The sequence below is a fragment of the Cystobacter fuscus DSM 2262 genome, from assembly GCF_000335475.2.
In the GTDB taxonomy this organism is placed as follows: Bacteria; Myxococcota; Myxococcia; order Myxococcales; family Myxococcaceae; genus Cystobacter; species Cystobacter fuscus.
Genome location: NZ_ANAH02000006.1, coordinates 300,117 through 319,914, shown reverse-complemented (window position 1 = coordinate 319,914; position 19,798 = coordinate 300,117). Strand labels below are relative to the sequence as shown.

Sequence of the window (19,798 nt, the reverse complement as noted above, 5' to 3'; positions counted from 1 at the left end):
CGCAAGCCCGCCGCCCCTACGGCGACCCGAGGTCCTTCCGCACCAGGGGGCATGACGCCTCCTTCCGGGGCGCCCCCCCGTCCCCAGGGAGGCGTGCAGGGTGCTCCGCCCCCAGGCACCGGCGGGCCGCGAGTGGATGCCCCGCGGGGGCCACCGCCGGCAGGGGCCCGGCCGTCCACGAGCACTCCCGTCCCTGGCGCCCCGAGGCCGGAGCCCACGCGTCCCCAACCGGGCCCGGTGGGTGGACCCGCGGCGACTCCCGCCCCCTCTGCTCCTCGGAGCGACCCTTCCCGGCCCGCTGCCCCGCAGCAGCCCAGGTCGCCCGCCGCCCCAGCCTCGCCCCGCAACGAGGTCCTCAGCCCCCTGCCCGGGGATGCGCAGAAGGAGTTCGAGGAACTGGCCAAGGCTTCGCCCCTGGAGCTGGATCCCGAGCTCGAGAAGGCCGTGGGCTTCACCCACTTCGACACCTCGTCGAGCGAGGACAACCTCATTACCGTCCTGACGACCCGGGCGGATCTGCAGAAGCTGGCCTCCCAGACGCTCGTGCGGGTGAAGTCCCGCGAGGACAACCGCTCCTATCTGGGCGTGGTGGTGCGGGGCCCTTTCTCCGAACCGGATGCCATCGCCGCCAACTCCACGATGGCCGTGGGCGTGGTCGTGCAGGGCAAGAAGCTGACCTACACCTTCGACTACCACGGGCGCGCCGACATCGAGTTGCTGGGGGAGGAGGTGGACGACAAGCTCGAGCCTCCGGTCCTCCGGCCCCGCCCCAAGAGCCCCGTCTTCCTGCTGGATGAGAAGGAGAGCGCGCGCGTGCTGGGACTCGGGGGGAGCATGTGCCTCGGGTTGGTGGCGGGCTACGCACGGATGGAGGCCCGCCTGGATCCCCGGGACAAGTCCATCCTTCCTCGTCACACCGGCATCATCGGGACGACGGGCGGTGGCAAGTCCACCACCGTGGCCACCCTCATCCACCATGCGCAGGCGGCGGGCATCGCGACCATCGTCTTCGACGTGGAAGGGGAATACACGCACGTGGATCAACCCACGGACCATGCGGCCATGGTCGCGGCCCTCCGGCGCCGGGGTCTGAAGGCCGAGGGCGTGAAGGACCTGCACATCCACCACCTCACGGGCCGGGACAGCCGAAACCCGAGGCACCAGAACCTGCACCGCTTCTCGCTGAACTTCTCGAGCCTGTCTCCCTACGCCATCGCGGAGATCCTCGGCATGACCGAGGCGCAGCAGGAGCGCTTCCACAAGGCGTACGACGTCACGAAGCTGCTGCTGGAGGACTTCAGGATCTTCCCGCGCAACGAGCAGGAGCATCAACAGATGCTGGACGTGGATGAGCACTCGACGGGCTATCCGCGGATGACGCTGCTGCACCTGCTGGACGTCGTGGAGGCATACATCTACAGCCTCAGCGACGAAGGCAAGGAGGAGGGCCGGAGCAAGTCCAGGGCCTCGTCCCGGAAGCGGAGCGTCTCCGAGGAGGAGTCCGAGACGGAAGAGGCGGAGGACGCGGAGTCCGCGCCACGCGGTCCCCGCCTGCGCAGCGAGTTCCGTGAGCAACCCCATCGGGTGATGCGCAGGGTGCGGGAGCAGGGCAGCAAGAGCGAGGTGAGCTGGAAGGCGTTGATGGGCAGGCTGCAGAACCTGCGGCGCCTCAATGTCTTCGATGTGGGCTCGGCGCCCGGCGTGGATTACGGCGCGATGCTCACGCCCGGACGGGTGTCGGTGATCGACCTGTCGGATACGGACTCGCCCCAGCACAACAACCTCGTCATCGCCGACATCCTCCGGGGTCTTCAGGAGACGCAGGAAGCCCGCTACCAGGCGGCGCACGAGCAGAAACAGTCCATCACCCCGGTGCTCATCATCATCGAGGAGGCGCACGAGTTCCTGTCCGCCAGCCGCATCACCCAGATGCCGGTGCTGTTCGAGCAGGTGGCGAAGATCGCCAAGCGGGGACGCAAGCGGTGGCTGGGGCTCGTCTTCGTCACGCAGTTGCCGCAGCACCTGCCCAACGAGGTGCTGGGGCTGCTCAACAACTTCATCATCCACAAGATCACGGACAGCTCCGTCATCTCCCGGATGCAGAAGACGGCGGGCAACATCGACGAGAGCCTGTGGAATCGCGTCTCCCGGCTCGCTCCCGGCCAGGCGCTCGTGTCGTTCAGCAACTTCGCCCGGCCGTTGATGGTCGCGGTGGATCCCGCCCCCGTGAAGCGGCTGCTCGTGGATTAGAACGAGACGTGCAGTTGCACGCCGATGCGAGAGGGCGCCACCGCCACCTGGAGGTTCCACGCGGGTGATGGCGCACTCCTCGAGGCGCTCCACGCTCCCTCGCGGTAGCGCCGGAGCGTCTCCTCGGCGCCGAAGGGCTGGGTGAGGATCATCGCCTCGCCGATCAGGATGCCGGTGACGGCGGTGACGGCGCCCGAGACCCACCGGTCGAAGGCGAGGCCCAGCACCAGTCCGGAGAGCAGGCCGTAGAGCACGTTCGCGCCGTGCATCAGCCAGCTTCGGCCCAGCGCTTCGCCCTCGGCGCCGCGCACGAGCAGCCGTTCGGCCTCGGCGAGCACGTCGCAGTCCACCTCACTGGGGTGTTCACGCGCCAGCGTGTCGAGCGTGGTGGAGTCCGCCACCACGTCCAGCGGCATCGCGAGAAGCGCCACGAGCCCGCCGGCGGAGGAGAGAGCTCCCACGTAGAGGTCCACCTGCTCGCCCGAGGGAACAGCCGGGACCGCGGCGAGCTGGCCCAGGGTCAACACCCCGTAGCCCGCGCCCCACGCGCCCGTCCAGAGCCGCGCCCGGCGTGCGTCCTCGTTCAGGTGGGTTTGGATGAAGGCGAGTCGCTGGTGGTTCTCGGTTGGAGTGGCGCAGGTCTGCTCCGCGCGAGCGAGTCCCGAGACGAGAACCAACAGGAGCAGCGGCAATCTCATGGATGGATGACCGCGCGAATCAATAGAAGCGCAGCGAGGTGGTGACGTTGTCGAAGCCGGGAGGCATCGTGAGGCTGCTGGTCGGCGCCGCGAAGGAGGCTCCCGTGCAGTTGGCGCCATCGAAGAAGAACGCCCCACAGTTGGCGAGGCGGAAGGAGGACGTCAGGTTGTCCGAGGCCGCCGGAAGGTTGATGCACTGGGCCACCGACCCCGTCACCGGAAAGGGGTTGAGCGTCGGCCCGGAGAGGTTGGTGCCATCGAGCAGGTACGCGTAGCACGTGACCATGGCGTGCACTCCCGGCTGTTCAGCCGCCTCGGGAGCCACCTCGGAGGGCGCCGCCTCGGAGTTCGAGTCGCTCCCACCACACGCGGCCAGCGACAGGGTGCACACCACCAGCAGGGACAAGCGAAGCGTCTTCATGGGGCTCGACTCCAGGGCTCGTGGATGGATCATTCCACTGGGTTCACCTGGAGTATGAATCATGATTTCCTCTTCTTTCAACCGTGCCGGCTGGGGGACGAGACATGCACACGGCGAAGCGGAAGGCATTGATCATCGGTGGGGGCCTGGGTGGTCTGACGGCGGCGCTCTCCCTGCACCGGCGGGGCTGGCGGGTGGAGGTCTTCGAGCAGGCACTCCAACTCCGGGAGGTGGGCTCGGGGCTGATGCTCTCGCCCAACGCCATGAGCGTGCTGGTCGGGCTGGGGCTGCGGCACGCGGTGGAGCGCGGGGTGGTGGTGACGCAGGCGGAGATGTGCTCGTGGCGGGGGACGGCGCTGATGAAGGTGCGAACGGAGGAGCTGCCCTGCGAGGGGGCTCCGCCCGTGCTCTTCCACCGGGCGGCGGTGCATGGAGTCCTGAGCGAGGCGCTGGGGGAGGGGATTCCGGTTCACCTGGGGGCGCGGCTGGCGCGCTTCGAGGAGGACGGGTCCGGGGTGGTGGCGCACTTCGAGGACGGGCGGGAGGCGAGGGGGGATGTGTTGGTGGGGGCGGATGGGTTGCGCTCGGTGGTGCGTGCGCAACTGCACCCGGGGGAGCGCCTGCGCTATGCGGGCCAACCCTGCTGGCGCGGACTGGCGCGAGGCTTCGAGCACCCGGGTCTGCCGCGGGGGATGCTGCGCGAGACGCAGGGCAGCGGGGCGCGCTTCGGCATGGGCCATGTGCGCGAGGACGTCGTGTACTGGTTCGCGGTCGCCGACTGGCCCGAGGGGCAGCCCGTGCCGGGGGGCGACAAGGCCTTCCTGCAGGAGATCTTCCGGACGGCCCATGCGCCCATCCCGCAGCTCATCGCGGCCACGGACGAGGCGGACCTGCTGCGCAACGATCTCCTGGATCGGCTGCCGATCGAGCAGTGGGGACGGGGGAGGGTGACGCTGCTGGGAGACGCGGCGCACCCGATGATGCCCAACCTGGGGCAGGGGGCGTGCTCGGCGATCGAGGATGGCGGAGTGCTGGCCCAGGTGTTGAGCGGGACGGAAGACCTCGAGCGCGGCCTGCGGGACTATGAGGCCCGACGACGGGAGCGCACCGCGTGGTTGCAGCAGACCTCGTGGCGCTTCGGCGTCATTGCCCAGTGGAAGCACCCGCTCGCTGTCTGGATGCGTGAGCAGTCCATCCGGCTGGCTCCGGCGAGCGTCATGCGGCGGCAGTACGAACAACTCTGGGGCTGGCGGCTGGAGGCGGACCGGTAGGGCCGCGGTAACCCCTGCGCCAGGTTCCTTCGTGTTAAAGGGGAAGGGCCTTGCTCTTCCCCTCCCTCTGGGAGCGCCGCGAACCGGAGGAGTGGGGCCACGTGGCGCGAGCACGGGGGAGGCTCGTGCCGCCTCTGTCCTCATCCCCCTGGTAGGGAACTCGAATGAGAGTGACAGAGGTGATTCGGCTGTTTCTCGCCGGAATGCTCACCGTGCTCGGTGGCTGCATGCAGACACAGGGGATGGATGATGCCCGCGCGCTGGAGCCGAGCACCGTGACCCAGGCCTTGCCCCTGGGGACGGTGCAGGTGCGGGACATCAACACCCGCCCGGTCCGCTTTCCCCAGCGCCCCTCCGAGTCCGTGGCCCTGGGGGGAGGCGTGGCGCTCTTCGTGGCGAGCGACGAGTTGCATGGCACGGAGCTGTGGCGCGGGGACGGGACCGAGGCAGGCACCTCGCTCGTGAAGGATCTCTCGCCTGGACTGGCGAGCTCGGGGCCCCGGTTGCTGACCCTCGCGCAGGGAAAGGTCTTCTTCACGGCCCAGAGTGGGGGCGTGGACGAGTTCGGGGCGGATGAACTCTGGAAGACGGACGGCACCCTGGCGGGAACCGTCCTGGTGAAGCGCCTGCTCAAGACCAGCGACCTGGCGCGGATCACTGCCATGGCACAGGTGGGTGGAACGGTGTTCTTCGTCTACGGGGGCTCTCCGAGGCAGCTCTGGAAGAGCGATGGCACCGAGGCGGGCACCGTGCTCCTGAAGCAACTGGCTTCCCAGGATTGCGCCTGTTCTTTCGAGCTGCTCTCCACGGGCACCACCTTGTTCTTCACCGGGCGGGATGCCGCGAACAACCTGGAGCTGTGGAAGTGGCAGGGGGCCACGGGAGCCGTGCTCCTCAAGACGATCTCCGTGAATGCCAACTCCTATCTGCCGAGCCACCTCTTCACCCAGGTGGGCAGCTCACTCTTCTTCACCGTGGACAAGACCCTGTGGAAGAGCGACGGCACGCCAGCGGGGACCGTCCCCGTGTCCACACAGGCTTCCAGGATCTCCGCTCTGGAAGCCGTCAACGGGACCCTCTTCTTCGCGAACTCCACGTCGCTCTGGAAGAGCGATGGCACGGCGCCGGTCCTGCTCCGCGGCTTCGATGAAGCGCCGGGCTCGCTCACCGCGTTCGGCAACGCGCTTTATTTCGTTGGCACCGATGCCCTGGGCGGGCGTGAGTTGTGGACGAGCAATGGCACGGCGGCGGGCACGCGCCAGGTGAAGGATCTGGTCCCGGGCGTTGACGGCTCGGCCCCCCAGGAACTTGTTGCCTGGAACGGTGGCCTCTACTTCACGGCCTCGACCACCGTGGGCACGCGTGGGCTGTGGCGCGGCGACGGCACCACCGCCGGGACCCTTGCCCTCAAGACGTGGGTCGAGGAGACGAACCCCTGGTACGAGAAGTCGCACGACCTCACCCCGGTGGGCAGCGCGCTGTTGTTCTCCGTGCCGGAGGACGCGCCAGGAGTCCCGCTGAATGACATCCCGGAGTTCACGTGGAGGACGAACGGGACCGTGAAGGGGACCCGGGAGCTGGCGGGCCTCTGGGCAGGCACCCGGAACTCCCAGTCCCACCACCACCCCCTGGGGGTCGTGGGGGGGTCGGTCTTCTTCGTCGCCTCGGATGGCAGCCCTGGCGAGGCGCTCTGGAAGAGCGATGGGACGGCGGCCGGCACGGTCCATCTCAGGACCCTGCCGGAAGTGGCACCGGAGACGGATACGTGGTTGCACAAGCCCGCGGCGGTGAGCGTGGGCGGGACGCTCTTCTTCACGGCGGACGACGGGGTGCATGGTCTCGAGCTGTGGAAGAGCGATGGCACCGCCGTCGGGACGGTCCTGGTCAAGGACCTCTGCGCGGGTCCAGACTCCTCTTCCCTCGAGGACCTCACCGCGCTGAATGGCACGCTGTTCTTCAGTGCGTATGACGACGTCAACGGCTGGTCCCTCTGGCGCAGCGACGGAAGCGAGGCCGGCACCGTTCCCGTCAAGTCCATGGGCCTGGGGGACTCCTCGGGTGAGGTCGACGGGCTCACGGTGATGGGTGGCCTCCTCTACTTCGAGGCGGATGACAGCCTCCACGATTCGGGATTGTGGAAGAGTGATGGCACTCCGGAGGGGACGAGCCTGGTCAAGGTTCCCTTCGCCGGCAGGTACGCCTCGCTCGACATGCTCACGGGGGTGAACGGCACCTTGTTCTTCGCCGCTCGCGACGGAGATGGCGGGGCGCAGCTCTGGAAGAGTGACGGCACGCAGAGCGGCACGGTGCTCGTCAAGGATGGGTTCTACTCCCTGGAGATGTCCCACCCGGTGCCCTCGCGGAGCGAGCTGTACTTCACCGCGGACGATGATGTTCACGGCTACGAGCTGTGGCGCAGTGATGGCACGGCGGCCGGGACATACATGCTCGCGGACATCCATCCCGGTCTCAGGAACTCCGCGCCGCATTCGCTCACGCCCGTGGGCTCGGGACTGGTGTTCGTGGCCTACGAGGACACCCATGGCTGGGAGCTCTGGAGGACCGACGGCACGCAGGCCGGGACGCACCTGCTCGTGGATCTGCTTCCGGGCCCGCCGGGAGGCCTGCGCCCCCGGAGTGCGGACTTCCTTGTCGACATCTTCGGGTTGGAAGATCGGGGGCTGGCGCTCTTCACCGGTGTGGACATGGCCGGTGGCGCGGAACTGTGGCGGACCGATGGGACGGTGGCGGGCACGTTCCGGATGATGGACCTCGTGCCCGGCCCCGACTCATCCGAACCCCATTCGTTCGCCCGCCTGGGGGATCGGCTCTTCTTCATGGCCGGAGACAAGGCCCATGGCCGCGAGCCACGCTTCCTCGGCATCCCCAGGGACCTGGGGTCCGCCACCGGCACCGCCGTGTTCCAGGGCTCCACGTGTACCGGGCAGAGCCAGGTCACTCCCAGCTGCACCTATAACTCCCTGGCTCCGGACTCCACGTTCGCCTGGACGGCCCCTTCGGCGGGTGTCTTCACCTTCACCACGGAGGGGTCCAGCTACGACACGAGCCTCGAGGTGTCGGACCCGGCCTCCGGCACGTCGCTCGGGTGCAACGACGATACGGGTGAGACGCTCCAGTCGTCCGTGGGCGTGCGTTTGTCGGCCGGGCAGACCGTGCTCATCACCGTCGATGGTTACGACACGGAGTGCGGTCCCTTCCTCCTCCACATCCTTCCCAGTCCGTAGAGGGGGGCGGTTCGCTCAGGCCGCTCGCGGGGTGGAGGCCGCGAGCGGTTGGGGTCCCGGGGTCTGGGCGGCCTTGTCGGGCTGGACGGTGAGCACCTTGAGGACCATGCGCGGGGAGAACATGGCGGCGGGTGATTCAATGGGTTCATGAGGGGTGAAAGTATATGCCCGAACGGGAACCCTTGCATTCGGGCGGGGAGGGAGATGCTGGCCCACGTCCAGGTGGCTGCTCCGCTGGACGGTGGGTGGAGCAGCCAGCGCCGAAGCAGGGTGAGAATCCATCCTGGTTCAGTGGTTGACAGAAAAAGACTTCCAACTCGAAAGACAGGAAACGCGTTGCTTCACTGAGAGTTTGATGCTATTTGTCTCCTGGTTGTCATGGGGTTGGTTGCGTTCGTTGACGAATTTTCATTCCCGGCATCTTGCGCACCGAAGCCTCGGACACACCTCTCTGATGCAGTTGCATTTTCAGGCTGTCATTTGCGTTGTCGGGGACATTCTGGATGGCCAAGGAAGTGACTGTCGCGGAGGCAGTGGCGCGATTGACGAGCGCCGATGGACGCATTGGCTTCTCGTTCGTGAGCCGGAACGGCAACACGGAGCAGACCCGGCTCATCACGTTCCCAGATCTGGCCGAGCAGACCGCGGCGCGTGCCGGCGCGCTGCAGGCGATGGGCCTGAAGCAGGGTGAGCGGATCGCCATCATCCTTCCGGAGAATGACGAGTTCGTCCTCACGTTCCTGGGAGCCATCCGCGCGGGAATCATCCCCGTGCCCATCTACCCGATGCACGGGCTCGGCCAGTTGGACGGCTATCTCGAGAACGTGCGGCACATCGTCAGGCGCAGCGGCGCGGCGGCGGTGGTGACGAACGCGAAGATCAAGCTCCTGCTCGGCACGGTGCAGAGCCAGTGCGAGAGCGTGCGCAACATCATCTCCACCGAGTCGCTCGCGGACGCCGCCGCACCCCTGCAACCCCGGCAGGTGAAGCTGGACGACGTGGCCTTCCTCCAGTTCACCAGTGGCTCCACGTCCAGTCCCAAGGGGGTCGTCGTCACCCACCGGAACCTGGCGGCCAACATCCGCTGCATCATGGAGGAGGGCTTTCGGGTGACGCCCGAGGACGTGGGGGTCTCCTGGCTTCCCCTGTTCCATGACATGGGGCTCATTGGCTTCTTGCTGGCCCCGCTCTTCTACCAACGGCCCGTGGCGTTCATCCCACCGCTGACCTTCCTGCAGCGACCGGTGACGTGGCTGGAGTCTCTCAGCAAGTACCGCGCGACCATCTCCTGTGCGCCCAACTTCGCCTTCGCCCTGGCCGTCAAGCGCATCCCGGAGGCGCAACGGCAAGGGTTGGATCTCTCCGCCTGGCGCATCGCCGGGTGTGGTGGCGAACCCATCCGCCCGGAAGTCCTGCGGCGCTTCGCCGCGGCCTTCGCACCCCAGGGCTTCCGCGCCGAGGCGCTGATGCCCATGTATGGCATGGCCGAGTCCTCGCTGGCCATCGCGCTGGGAAAGCCAGGAGCGGGGCTGCTCTCGACGCCCGTGGACCACGCCCGCCTGAGCGAGGAGCGCATCGCCCTCCCGTCCGATCAGCCGGAGCGTGCGTTGGACCTCGTCGCGTGTGGCAAGCCCTTCTCCGGCCACGAGCTGGCCATTTTCGACGTGGCGGACGAGACCAGCGCGTTCCCTCTTCCCCATGGGCATATCGGGGAGATCCGCATCGCCGGCCCCAGCGTCATGAAGGAGTATTGGGGCGACGCGGAGGCGACGGCCCAGGCGTTCGCCGGTGGGTATCTGCGCACGGGCGATCTCGGCTTCATCCTCGACGGTGAGCTCCACGTCTGCGGCCGGCTCAAGGAGATGATCATCCTCAACGGCCGCAACTACTTCCCGCAGGACATCGAGCACGTGGCCACCACCGTGCCGGGAGTGCGCAAGGGCAACCTCATCGCCTTCGGCACGCACGCGGCCTCTGGCGCGGGCGAGGGAGCGGAGCGGATCGTCCTGGCGGTGGAGATCGCCGACCCGGCCTCGTTCGATCCCCTGGCCGTCGTCCGGACGGTACAGGCCGCGCTGGGCATCGCGCTTCACGAAGTGGTGGTGCTCCAGCCCGGGCAGCTCCCCAAGACGTCCAGCGGCAAGCTGCAGCGCACCAAGACGCGTGCGCTGTACGAGAGCGGCGAGTTGCATGACCGGCGGAGCGCGCGCGAGACGAGCGTGACCGACACCCTCAAGCAGGTCGTCATCAGCCAGACCAGCTACCTGAAGGCTGTCCTCTTCAAATAACCCAGCCACCACCTCGAGCCCGTCGGAGTGCATGACACCATGAGCCGTCCGGAAATCCGCACCCTCATCCACCGCTGCCTTTCCGAGGTAGAGCCCCAACTGAAGAACCTGGACCTCACCGAGGAGACGGCGCTGCCCGAGCTGGGGCTCGACTCGCTCAAGCTCATCGAGGTGGGAGTCCGGCTCGAGGATGCCTTCGGCGACTCCGTGCGCTTCGACAACTGGCTGGAGCAGGAGCGCACCAAACAGGGCAACAGCGCCTTCAAGCTGGGCTCGCTCATCTCCTTCATCGAAGAGCGGAGGGCCGCGTGACGGCGGGTTCCTTGCCCTATCGCGTCCGTGTCGTCAGCTCGTACATCTATGAGAAGGAGGACAGCGCTCCCTACTCCACCATGGGTCGGCAGAACCGCTGGGTGGTGGGGTTCGTCTCGGCCATCACCCGGTTGAAATCGGGTCTGCGCGACTTCGATCTCCAGTTCCAGCGGATTCCCTCCACTCGTGAAGAGCTCATCCAACTGCTCTCCCGCTACCGGGAGGAGGGCGTTCGCCTCCTCATCATTCCGGGCACGGACTCGGTGGTGCGCGTCGCGGAGGTGAATCGGGACATCCCCGTGGTGTATTTCGGGGCCCATCCGGAGAACAACGGGATGGAGCTGCTCGACCATCCGAACATCACCGGGGTGCGGCTCAACCTGCCGCTCATCTGGAGCTATGAGAACTTCTCCCTGCTCAAGGGCGTGGTGCCGGATCTGGAGCGGGTCTACTTCCCGCTCAACCTGAGTTCCGAGTTCGCGTTCCCCAACGTGAAGCGCAACTACGCGCTCTCCCGGGCCAAGAAGGAGGGATTCTGGATTGCTCCCCCCTCCAGCCATGTCGGCTACCGGAGCGTGGCCTTCCTGGCGGAGCGGCTGGGGGTGAGCTTCCACGAGGGTCCGTACGCCACGCTCGAGGAATTGCAGGCCGGGCTGGACACGATGAACGCGGAGCGCAGCGCCCTGATCGGCTTCAACGACACGGTGCTCAGTGGCAAGGCGGTGGAGGCGCTCCTCGCGTACTCCCGCGCCCGGCGCGTCCCGCTCTTCTGGGTCAACAACGCGGCCATCATCAAGCAGGCGGGCGTGGCGGACTTCTCCAGCGACTTCGAGGCCGTGGGCCGCCTGGTGGGCCGGATGTGTCTGTCCATCCTGCGCGACGGCAAGCCCGTGAGCGAGGTTCCTTTCGAGAATGACCCGGGGCAGAAGCTCACCCTCAACCTCCCGGGCTGCCGTGAGCTCGGCCTCACGGTTCCGGCCGAGGTGAGGGCTCGCTTCGACGAGGTCGCTTCATGAGCACGTCGGTGCAGGTGCTCGGCTACCACGAGACTCCCGGCCGCGTCCGCTTCGGTGAGGTGGACCGGTACGGGTATCTCTGGCATGGCCACGCGCTCGCCTACTTCGAGGCGGCGAGGGCCGACCTGGCGCGCCGTACCCGGCTGAGCGTGTCGGAGCTGCTGGAGTTCAATCTGGCGGTCCCCATGGTGGACCTGTGGATCGAGTACAAGAAGCCGGCGCACGAGGATGAGGAACTCGTCACCCAGATTTCCCTGCTGCGCCAACCGCTGCGCACCCCCTTCATCCAGTTCGCCTACCGCATCGTGAAGCTGCAGGACGGCCAGGAGGTCCTGCGCGGGCGGACGCGGCAGCTCGTCATGCCGCAGAATGGGACGCTCCGGACGCGTTTGCCAGATGAAATCCAGAGCCGGTTGGAGTCGGTCTGGAGCTACCTCGAGACATGCCCCCGGTGGCAGGAGGAGCAGATCCTCGGCCTCATGGGCGGTCCCCCGCGTTCGTGAAGAAAGGATCCGTCCCCGTGGATCAAGTCGACCCGGTAGACAAGCTGTTGAGGCGGCAGATCAAGCTTTTCGAGCACGCCCATCGCACGCCCATCGAACTCAAGGGGTTCGGTCTGGCGATGAAGCAGGAGGGCATCGACAAGAGCAAGCTGTACTGCAACCCGGACTTCCTGCTCCTGCCGTTGCGCGAGTGTCCCCACCTCTCCAAGCTCCGGCCCGAGCAGATCTCCGTGCTGACCGCGTACTACTTCGCGCGGGCGTACTCGGAAATCGCCACCTCGGAGTCGGTGGCGCTGCGCTACAACATGGAAGCGTCCGCGGCGGTCTTCCCGCTGTACTCGGACAATTACATGGTCCTCTTCCACGAGACGGCGGAGGAGTTCGATCACATCATCACCTTCCGCAACGTATGCCAGGCGCTGCTCGGGCGCGGAGATGTCATCGGCGGCGACTTCTTTCCCCATCTCAAGGCCGTCCCGGCCATGCTCGAGCGGTACCGGGGGAAGCTGTGCGACAACGGCTTTGGCGCCATGTATCTGCTGATGCGCTACATCCTCAACCTGGCGCTCAAGCAGCTCGAGGGCTTCATGACGGCCGGTCTCGAGGAGAAAGTCGCCTCGCCGCTGGCGCTGCAGATCGTCGCGGGCCACGCGGAGGACGAGGCCCGGCACCTCACCACCTCGCTCGAGCTGGGGCTCGGCCTCTTCCGGCGCGCCACGCCCAGGTCGCGCGAACTCATTTCCGGGGCGATGCGCATCACGATGTACTCGATGATTGACAGGCGCTTCTCCGGGGATGCGGCGGCCACCTGGAACTTCGAGACGGGCCTGGGCGTGCTCCAGCAGGCGCTCCAGCACCCCGAGTTCGCCGACTTCCCACTGCGTGCCGAGGAACTGCGCGGCTTGTGGGCCTCCGAGGGCATCAGGATCCCCGCGGGCGCCGAGTTCGAGCGCTCGCGGCGGTGGATCGCGGGGCAGTTGCACCGCCTGGCCGAGAGCATGGAGTTGGCGCTGACGCCTCAGGGTGAGGCTTTCGAGCGGTATCTGGCCTGTGCGCGAGGCACCTCCTCATCCCCCGAGGACACGGCGAGGAGAGCATGAGTTCCGAGCGCGGTGGACAAGACGTCGAGCTTCAGGTCGGGGACGCGGTCCTGAAGGTCAAGTCCGGGGAGAGGCTCATCGACATCTGCGAGCATCACCAGACGTGCGTCATGTTCAGCTGCCGCTCGGCTTCTTGTGGCACGTGCGCCATCGTTGTCGAGCAGGGCATGGAGAACCTGTCTCCGGTGGAGGGGCTGGAGGCCATTGTCGTCGAGGAGGTATCCGAGGGACGTCCCAACGTGCGCCTGGCGTGTCAGGTGCGGGTCCTTGGCTCCGCGTGCATACGCCCCCTGACGTAGCGTTTGTGACCCAAGTCCGACCCATCCATCACGAGCGGGAGATCCAGGAGTCATGCCCAAGCCAGAATCGCTGGTTCTCTTCCTCTTCGTCCTGTTGCTCCTCGCCCACCTGCTCGGTGCCCTCTGCGTCCGGTTGAGGCAGCCGCGGGTGGTGGGAGAAATCCTGGCGGGCGTGCTCGCGGGACCCGCGCTCCTCGGGCGCCTGGACTTCTTTCCAAGGCCTGGAACCCACCACCTGCCCGTCCTGGATTTTCTTTATTCCTTCGGGCTGCTGATGTTGATGTTCCTCTCGGGGGCGGGCATCCACTCGCTGTTCCACCCGGATGATCGGCGGCAGATTGCCTGGCTGACCTCGTTCGGAACAGTCCTCCCCTTCCTCATCGCCACCGCGTTGGGCATGAGCCTGCCCCTGGAGTCGCTCCAGGGCCCGGCGGGCCACCCTGTCGCTCTGCTGCTCATCATCGGCATTTCCGTCTCCATCACCTCCATCCCCGTCATCTCGCGCATCTTCCAGGATCTCCAGGTGATGCATACGCGCTTCGCGCGGCTCGTGTTGGGAGTGGCGGTGGTGGAGGACATCGCGCTGTGGGGGGGACTGGCCGGAGCCCTGTCCCTGGCACGCGCGAGCACGCTGCCCTGGAACGACATCGCGCGGCACATCACCACCACCTTGATCTACATGGCCGTGGGCCTGTTTCTGGTGCCTCGGGTTCTTCAAGGGTTGCGAGCGGCGCGCTGGAAGCCGCTCGCGCGCGTGTCGCCCGTGACGCAGGTGATCCTGCTGCTGTTGGCCCATGCCGCGGTGGCGGACCTCCTCGACATCAACCAGGTCTTCGCCGGCTTCCTCGCTGGCTTGGCTGCCTCGAGGAGTTCCTCGTTCACCGCGGAGACGCTGGACTCCATCGCGGGGCTCTCCAACGCGCTCTTCATCCCGCTCTACTTCGCGCTGGTCGGCTACAAGCTGGCGCTCATCGATGCGCTCTCGCCTGGAATGCTCTGCGCCTTCCTCGTCGTCGCCTGCGTCATCAAACTGGCCTCGGTGGGACTGGGAGCCCGGCTCGCCGGATTCCCTCCCTCGGATGCCCTCAACCTCGCCGTGGCGACGAACGCGCGCGGGGGGCCGGGCATCGCGGTGGCCAGTGTGGCGTTCGATGCCGGCATCATCAGCCCCGCCTTCTACACCACGCTGGTCGCGGTGGCGGTGTTGACCTCTCAGGCGGCGGGAGTCTGGCTGGACGCCGTGCTGCGGCGCGGACAATCCCTGCTCAGCGGCATTCCCGATGCCGCGGCCGCGCGTGCTCCCTCCGCCGCCCGGACGAATGTTCCTTCTGGACAGGAGGGAGCCACGGCTCGAGTCCCTGGCGCCGAGCGGAATTTCGTCGCGCCCGACCTCATGCATGAAGGCAACAACGGGCGCCAGGGCTAGCCAGGGTCGACAGAACCTCCTCCTGCCCGGCTCCGCGAAGGCATCGGCTTGCACGCCGCCAAAAGTGCGAAACTCAAATCTGGAGTGATTGACAAAACATTGCGGGCGGTTTTGGTGTAGACTGAGCACATGCTGATTGATTACCGGCGCATTCAAGCGGGTGGGGCGCTCAGGAAGTTGGAGCAGAAGAACTTCCTCGAGAACAAGGCGAAGATGCAATGGTGGTACGTGGACCTCGTGATGAGCGATGGGAGCGTGCTGCTCGTGGCGTTCGTGCCGAAGAAGTGGTGGCCGGACGTGGCCAATGCGAATCTCGACGACGCACTGGTGTTCGTGGCGATGGTGGACGGCAAGGACCGCAAGTCACGGTCGGTGACCAGAACACTGGATTCGTCGCGCATGCGCGTCTCGAAAGATGGGCTGCGCCTCGAGGTGCCCGGCGTGACCATCGTTCGCGAGGACACCAACCCGGTGACGTATCGCTTCGTGTTCGATCTGGAGGAGGTGAAGGGTCAACTCGACGTCCGCGCGGTGTCGAGCCCGTTCTCGGCGTTTCCGACGGGGTCGTTGCCCGGGGTGGGCCGCGCCGCGCTGCTCGGCGGGGCACTGAGCGGCGAGGCGTTCAGCTACGTCTCGCAGGTCCCGCGCGGCAAGGCCAGCGGTGAGCTGACCTGGGGTGGGGATCGAATCGCCATTGACGGTCACGCCTATCACGAGCAGGGACGTTTCGATGACGCGCCGGAACGTCTCAGCCGGAAGGGCTGGTTCTGGTGTCATTTCCTCCATCCCGAATGGAACGTGTTCGGGTCGCCGGGGGTGTTCCTGTACGTGCAGAAGGAGGAGCAGCAGCCGGTGTTCAGCGGCTTCAATCTCTTCGACAGGAGCCTGGGCTTCAAGAACCGCACGACGGCGGGAGAGGGGCCGCACCACAAAGTCTATAGCGGCGGCGAGATGCGCTTCGCGTACAACGGCCTCCAGTTGTCGGTGACGGCGGACCCGAAGCGCAACGCGCCGCTCGTGTCGTTCCCGTCAGCGACGACGAGGCAAATCTATCACACGCTGGTGACCGACGCGGAGTTGACCGTCGAGACCAAGGGCTCGACCAAACGCATCCCGGGGCAGATGATCCTCGAGTCGTGCTGGCTGGGGCTTTGAGCCCTCCGAGCTGAATCCCCGCGAGGGGGGCCTCACCGCTTGGACGTCGGGAGTCGCGGTGATGTCCCCCTGCGCCGTGGAGTCGTTCTCAAGCGCCTTCCAGCACCGCTCGCCACAGCTCGGGCCACGCCGCCGAGTTGCTTCGCCGAAAGACATCCTGATGCCGCAGTGCCTTGACACCAAGGTCTGCCGGGCGACGCACGCGCACGTCTTTTTGCGCCTTGGGCATGAACTCGAGGAATCCGCGAGCGGTCTCGGGGGTCGTCAGGGGATCATCCGTGAACACGTACGAGAGAATCGGCGTCGCGATTTCATTGAAGTAGTGTGGCTTCAATCGCTCGCCGAGCTCGCCGCGGAAGTAGTCCGCCTTGTGCGACCAGCGCCGCCAGGTCTTGAACGCGCCGGCGGGCAGGGTCGAACCGCCCCAGAGCCCGCCCGAGGGAATGAAGCCCTTGGTCGCCAGTTGAAGCGGCCCATAAATCCACCAGAAGAAGAGATCCGTCAGTTGCTGCTTCGGGAAGCGGTGCTTCCACCAGGTCCCGAATCCGACGCCGATGAAGACCTGCCGGGTGATCTTCTGATGGTTGGGCATGAACCCCGTGATGTGCCCACCGACGCTGTGCGCGACGTGAATCACGGGAACGCCCGGCGCGGCTTCGATCAAGCGATCGAGCGCGGCGGTCATGTCGAGCCGTCCCCAATCCGGGGTATCCATCTTGAAGGCGCGCAGGTCCTTGGGCGCCGAGGCGGCGACGCCGCGGTAGTCATAGACGAGGCACGCCGCGCCGCGCTCGGCGCCATGGCGCATGAAATGGAGGTAGAACTCCTTGGGCAACCCGGTCGCCGGGGAGAAGAGGACCGCCGCGGTCGGCCGCTCCGGAACCAGGAGCCGCCCGGAGAGCGGGAAGCCGTCCGTCGCGTTGAAGGTGATGTCGTGTTCGCGGATGTTCGTCGACTTCTGCGTCGGAGTGTCCATGGTTGTCTCCTTCACGAGTCCCAGCGTGGCCGAACTTCCAGCTCATGCCAGAGGCTGTTCACACTGCATGCTCCCCCCTCGTGAGTGATGGTCCCGAAGATAGCGGGTTGACCCGCGAGGAACAACCGCGAAGGACGTTCCGTGATGAACAAAGATTGCTTACCGCTCTTGGCGCGGATTACCGTGTTCTCGATAGTCGACACAGCGAGGCCCCATAATGACTATGCAGCCCCTTTTTGCTTCCGAGCCCTCGATCGAGGATCAACTCTACCGCATCCTGAACAGCACTCGCCCCGAGTATGCCTGGAAGCTGCGCAGGTATTTCGAGGAGCATTGGGAGCCGTCACTGTCGTTCCAGAACGAGGGCCTCGATGGGTTTCGCGAGAAGACGCACTTCATGGTGCGCAAGCTTCTCCAGGCGGACCTGCTGTCCCTGGCCGAGTTGAACCAGAAGCCATCCGAGTACATGAAGTTCTGCGAGCATTCGTGTTGGATCGACGGAAGCGTCGCGGCCACGTTGTTCGGGCACTTCCTCATCTTCGGTGGGAGCCTGGTCTTCCTCGGCACCGAGCGGCATCGCTCCCTGGTCGACGTCGCCGATGACTTCAGGCTCCCGGGTTGCTTCTGCATGACCGAGGTCGGACACGGCAGCAACCTCGCGGGTCTCGGCACCACCGCGACGTACGATGCCGAGCGCGGCGAGTTCATCATCAACACGCCGAGCTGGCGCGACGCGAAGTGGGCGATCGCGTTGCTCGCCTGGAACGCGCGGGTCGTCACGGTCATGGCGCAGCTCTACATGCCCGACGGGGAATGCAAGGGAATCCACTCGTTCCTGGTGCCGGTGCGGGACGAAGAGGGACGCCCGCTGCCGGGCGTGAAGATCAGCGACGTCGATTGGCTGATCGGCTTGAACGGCGTCGGAATCGGCGGGGCGATGTTCGAGCAGGTGCGCATCCCGCGCGAGAACCTGCTCAACCGTTTCGCGGACGTGACGGCGGAAGGGAAGTATGTGACGTCGTTCGATTCGCCGGGTGATCTCTTCCGCGCGCAGATCTCCCCGCTGATGATCGAGCGGCTCGTTCCCTTCGCGGTGGCGGGCATGAAGATCGCCCTCGCCGTGGCGGCGCGTTATGGCAAGGAGCGGCGCCAGTTCGGACCCCGCGGTGGCCCGGAACGCCCCATCATCGAATACAGCAGCCACAAGCGGCGACTGATGCCCGGCGTCGCCGAGACGTATGCGATCGCGTTCATGCTCGAGCGACTCCACCTCGAGGCGGATGTCACGATGCCCGAGCCGCTGCCCACGCCGCTCCAACCCCTCTGTGCGTCGTTCAAGGCCTATTCGTACGAGACGGCGACACGGGTCATCCAGAACGCGCGCGAGTGTTGCGGTGTGCACTCGTTCCGGCACATCAACAAGATCGCCCGGGCGCAGCTCGACATGCACGGCTTCGCGCACGCGGCCGGTGACAACGTGGTGCTGTTCCAGTACGCGGGGCGGATCCTGCTCGAGGACTTCGCCGGGGGCAAAGGTCCGTTCAAGGAGGCCGCCGAGCCCGATGCCTCCGCCTGCTCGGTCACCTGCGTGAAGCATCAGGAGTTGTTCGCGGCGCGGTTCTCCCAGCTGCTCGACTACACGCGCGGCGAGTTCATGAAGCACATGGGCGAGGGAATGAATCGCGGCGACGCCTGGAACGAGATCCTGACATTCGCGATCGAACTCGGCCGCGCGTACGCGATTCGCGAGACGCACAAGCAGTTCCTGCGCGTCATTGGCGCCTGCGCGCCGGGCCCGGCGAAGGACATCCTGACGGAGCTGTGCGAGCTGTACGGGTGGTCAACGTTGTCGGCGAACCTCGGCTGGTACCGGGATGTCTCCGACGGCTCGCTCGAGCTCTCCGCTCTCTTCGTCGAGCGCACGGTGCTCGAGTACTCGCAGCGACTGGCACCGAAGCTCGATCTGTTGGTGGATTCCTTCGGGATTCCGGAGGTGCTGCTCCCGGCGGCGGATCTGATGGCCGACCTGCCGGGGAAGTTCAGCTAGCCTCGTCGCGCGTCTGATCGATGGCTCGCCGTTGATACTCCGCGAACTCCTGGCGCGACACGCCCAGGAGTTTGAGGAGCGGCATCCAGACCTTCAGGAAGAAGCCCCAGCGATTGAAGCTGTTGTGCATGCGCAGCGTCTCGACACGCCGCTCCGAGTCGGGGAGGAGATCGATCGCCGGCATGCGGAAGCCGACGGACACCAGGGCGAGATCCTCCAGCGTCTCGTGGCGGTGCTCCTCGAGTTCGAGCTTGAGGACGGCGCGGTAGAACTGCTGGTGCGCCGCCTCGTCGCGCGCGATGAGGCGATAGATGGTCGCGAGCACCTCGTCCTTGCCGGCCTGCGCGTCCTCGAGCTGGCGTGCGTAGGCGAGCAGCGTGCTCGCCTCCTGGATGGCGCCGTAGCAGGTCATCCGGCGGGGCGTGTCCCAGGGAAGGCGCCAGGGCCGGGCCGCGATGGCGTCCTCGAGGCCGCGCAGCTGCTCCTCGGTGCGCAGTCCGCTCTTGAGGAGATACATCCGCAACGCGAGGCCATGCTTGGATTCCTCGTAGCCCCAGTTCGCCTGGAACCACGCCCGGCCGAAGTTCTCGCGCACGAGGTTGACGCCCTGGCCGAGATAATCGGGGAGGTAGAGTTCGACGCCGCAGAACGTCTCGGCGTTCATCGCGCGCCCCTCGTCGTAGGCCGACGGATCCAACTGATCCCACGGGATGTCGTCGTGCACGCTCCAGCGCCGCTTCTTCTCGGCGGTCTCGAAGAAGCTCATGTACATCCTGTAGACTTCTTCCCGG

Annotated in this window: 16 protein-coding genes; 12 read left to right on the top strand and 4 right to left on the bottom strand. The window is 66.5% G+C overall.

The annotated features are described in order from the left end of the window. Positions 1-237 precede the first annotated feature (237 nt). A complete protein-coding gene (locus D187_RS11650) occupies positions 238-2,250 on the top strand; it encodes an ATP-binding protein (RefSeq protein WP_002626839.1) in 2,013 nt (670 codons plus the stop codon). Here D187_RS11650 and D187_RS11645 read toward each other — a convergent pair. After that, entirely contained in the window at positions 2,247-2,948 is a 702-nt protein-coding gene (locus D187_RS11645; RefSeq protein WP_002626840.1) for a hypothetical protein, read from the bottom strand. The two genes, D187_RS11650 and D187_RS11645, sit on opposite strands and share 4 nt — an antisense overlap. A gap of 19 nt (positions 2,949-2,967) precedes the next feature. After that, on the bottom strand, positions 2,968-3,369 hold the full coding sequence (locus tag D187_RS11640) for a hypothetical protein (RefSeq protein WP_155893310.1): 402 nt from the start codon (positions 3,367-3,369) through the stop codon (positions 2,968-2,970). Positions 3,370-3,473: 104 nt separating this feature from the next. Between D187_RS11640 and D187_RS11635 the strand changes: the two genes are divergently transcribed. From D187_RS11635 to D187_RS11590, 10 genes are all read left to right on the top strand, one after another. Beyond that, complete coding sequence (locus D187_RS11635) at positions 3,474-4,640, top strand: FAD-dependent monooxygenase (protein ID WP_002626842.1); 1,167 nt, start codon at positions 3,474-3,476, stop codon at positions 4,638-4,640. A 179-nt stretch (positions 4,641-4,819) separates the two neighbouring features. Beyond that, entirely contained in the window at positions 4,820-7,885 is a 3,066-nt protein-coding gene (locus tag D187_RS53755) for an ELWxxDGT repeat protein (protein WP_020917963.1), read from the top strand. Positions 7,886-8,388: 503 nt separating this feature from the next. Beyond that, positions 8,389-10,173 (top strand): fatty acyl-AMP ligase, encoded by a 1,785-nt coding sequence (locus tag D187_RS11625; protein WP_002626844.1) that lies wholly within the window; start codon positions 8,389-8,391, stop codon positions 10,171-10,173. A 39-nt stretch (positions 10,174-10,212) separates the two neighbouring features. Further along, positions 10,213-10,485 (top strand): acyl carrier protein, encoded by a 273-nt coding sequence (locus tag D187_RS11620; protein WP_043429329.1) that lies wholly within the window; start codon positions 10,213-10,215, stop codon positions 10,483-10,485. Continuing rightward, positions 10,482-11,501 carry an ABC transporter substrate-binding protein gene (locus D187_RS11615; protein ID WP_002626846.1) on the top strand — a complete coding sequence of 340 codons (1,020 nt, stop codon included), beginning with the start codon at positions 10,482-10,484 and terminating at the stop codon, positions 11,499-11,501. The genes D187_RS11620 and D187_RS11615 overlap by 4 nt, the downstream gene beginning before the upstream one ends. Continuing rightward, on the top strand, positions 11,498-12,004 hold the full coding sequence (locus tag D187_RS11610; protein ID WP_002626847.1) for an acyl-CoA thioesterase: 507 nt from the start codon (positions 11,498-11,500) through the stop codon (positions 12,002-12,004). Before D187_RS11615 ends, D187_RS11610 begins: the two co-directional genes overlap by 4 nt. A 17-nt stretch (positions 12,005-12,021) precedes the next feature. Continuing rightward, positions 12,022-13,104: a diiron oxygenase gene (locus D187_RS11605; RefSeq protein WP_002626848.1), complete on the top strand. Its 1,083-nt coding sequence runs from the start codon at positions 12,022-12,024 to the stop codon at positions 13,102-13,104. Beyond that, the gene (locus D187_RS11600; protein ID WP_002626849.1) at positions 13,101-13,403 is read left to right on the top strand and encodes a 2Fe-2S iron-sulfur cluster-binding protein; all 303 of its coding nucleotides are present in this window, start codon (positions 13,101-13,103) and stop codon (positions 13,401-13,403) included. Before D187_RS11605 ends, D187_RS11600 begins: the two co-directional genes overlap by 4 nt. A gap of 52 nt (positions 13,404-13,455) precedes the next feature. Further along, positions 13,456-14,829 (top strand): cation:proton antiporter, encoded by a 1,374-nt coding sequence (locus D187_RS11595; protein WP_002626850.1) that lies wholly within the window; start codon positions 13,456-13,458, stop codon positions 14,827-14,829. Between the two features lie 177 nt (positions 14,830-15,006). After that, the gene (locus D187_RS11590) at positions 15,007-15,984 is read left to right on the top strand and encodes a hypothetical protein (protein ID WP_043429324.1); all 978 of its coding nucleotides are present in this window, start codon (positions 15,007-15,009) and stop codon (positions 15,982-15,984) included. A gap of 88 nt (positions 15,985-16,072) precedes the next feature. On the opposite strand, the gene D187_RS11585 is transcribed toward D187_RS11590, so the two are convergent. After that, positions 16,073-16,960, bottom strand: coding sequence for an alpha/beta hydrolase family protein (locus D187_RS11585; RefSeq protein WP_002626852.1), 888 nt, complete (start codon positions 16,958-16,960; stop codon positions 16,073-16,075). 217 nt (positions 16,961-17,177) lie between these two features. Here D187_RS11585 and D187_RS11580 point away from each other — a divergent pair, with 217 nt between their 5' ends. Further along, the gene (locus D187_RS11580; RefSeq protein WP_081713656.1) at positions 17,178-19,007 is read left to right on the top strand and encodes an acyl-CoA dehydrogenase family protein; all 1,830 of its coding nucleotides are present in this window, start codon (positions 17,178-17,180) and stop codon (positions 19,005-19,007) included. Here the strand turns inward: D187_RS11580 and D187_RS11575 are convergent. Further along, on the bottom strand, positions 19,000-19,773 hold the full coding sequence (locus tag D187_RS11575) for an acyl-ACP desaturase (protein WP_211241499.1): 774 nt from the start codon (positions 19,771-19,773) through the stop codon (positions 19,000-19,002). The genes D187_RS11580 and D187_RS11575 overlap by 8 nt on opposite strands. Positions 19,774-19,798: the final 25 nt, after the last annotated feature.

Bases quoted from the DNA above. Each gene is read 5' to 3' on its own strand.
- D187_RS11640 (WP_155893310.1), bottom strand. From the start codon at position 3,369: ATGAAGACGCTTCGCTTGTCCCTGCTGGTGGTGTGCACCCTGTCGCTG.
- D187_RS11600 (WP_002626849.1), top strand. From the start codon at position 13,101: ATGAGTTCCGAGCGCGGTGGACAAGACGTCGAGCTTCAGGTCGGGGAC.
- D187_RS11580 (WP_081713656.1), top strand. From the start codon at position 17,178: ATGACTATGCAGCCCCTTTTTGCTTCCGAGCCCTCGATCGAGGATCAA.
- D187_RS11585 (WP_002626852.1), bottom strand. From the start codon at position 16,960: ATGGACACTCCGACGCAGAAGTCGACGAACATCCGCGAACACGACATC.
- D187_RS11610 (WP_002626847.1), top strand. From the start codon at position 11,498: ATGAGCACGTCGGTGCAGGTGCTCGGCTACCACGAGACTCCCGGCCGC.
- D187_RS11645 (WP_002626840.1), bottom strand. From the start codon at position 2,948: ATGAGATTGCCGCTGCTCCTGTTGGTTCTCGTCTCGGGACTCGCTCGC.
- D187_RS11635 (WP_002626842.1), top strand. From the start codon at position 3,474: ATGCACACGGCGAAGCGGAAGGCATTGATCATCGGTGGGGGCCTGGGT.
- D187_RS11620 (WP_043429329.1), top strand. From the start codon at position 10,213: ATGAGCCGTCCGGAAATCCGCACCCTCATCCACCGCTGCCTTTCCGAG.
- D187_RS11575 (WP_211241499.1), bottom strand. From the start codon at position 19,773: ATGAGCTTCTTCGAGACCGCCGAGAAGAAGCGGCGCTGGAGCGTGCAC.
- D187_RS11595 (WP_002626850.1), top strand. From the start codon at position 13,456: ATGCCCAAGCCAGAATCGCTGGTTCTCTTCCTCTTCGTCCTGTTGCTC.
- D187_RS11625 (WP_002626844.1), top strand. From the start codon at position 8,389: ATGGCCAAGGAAGTGACTGTCGCGGAGGCAGTGGCGCGATTGACGAGC.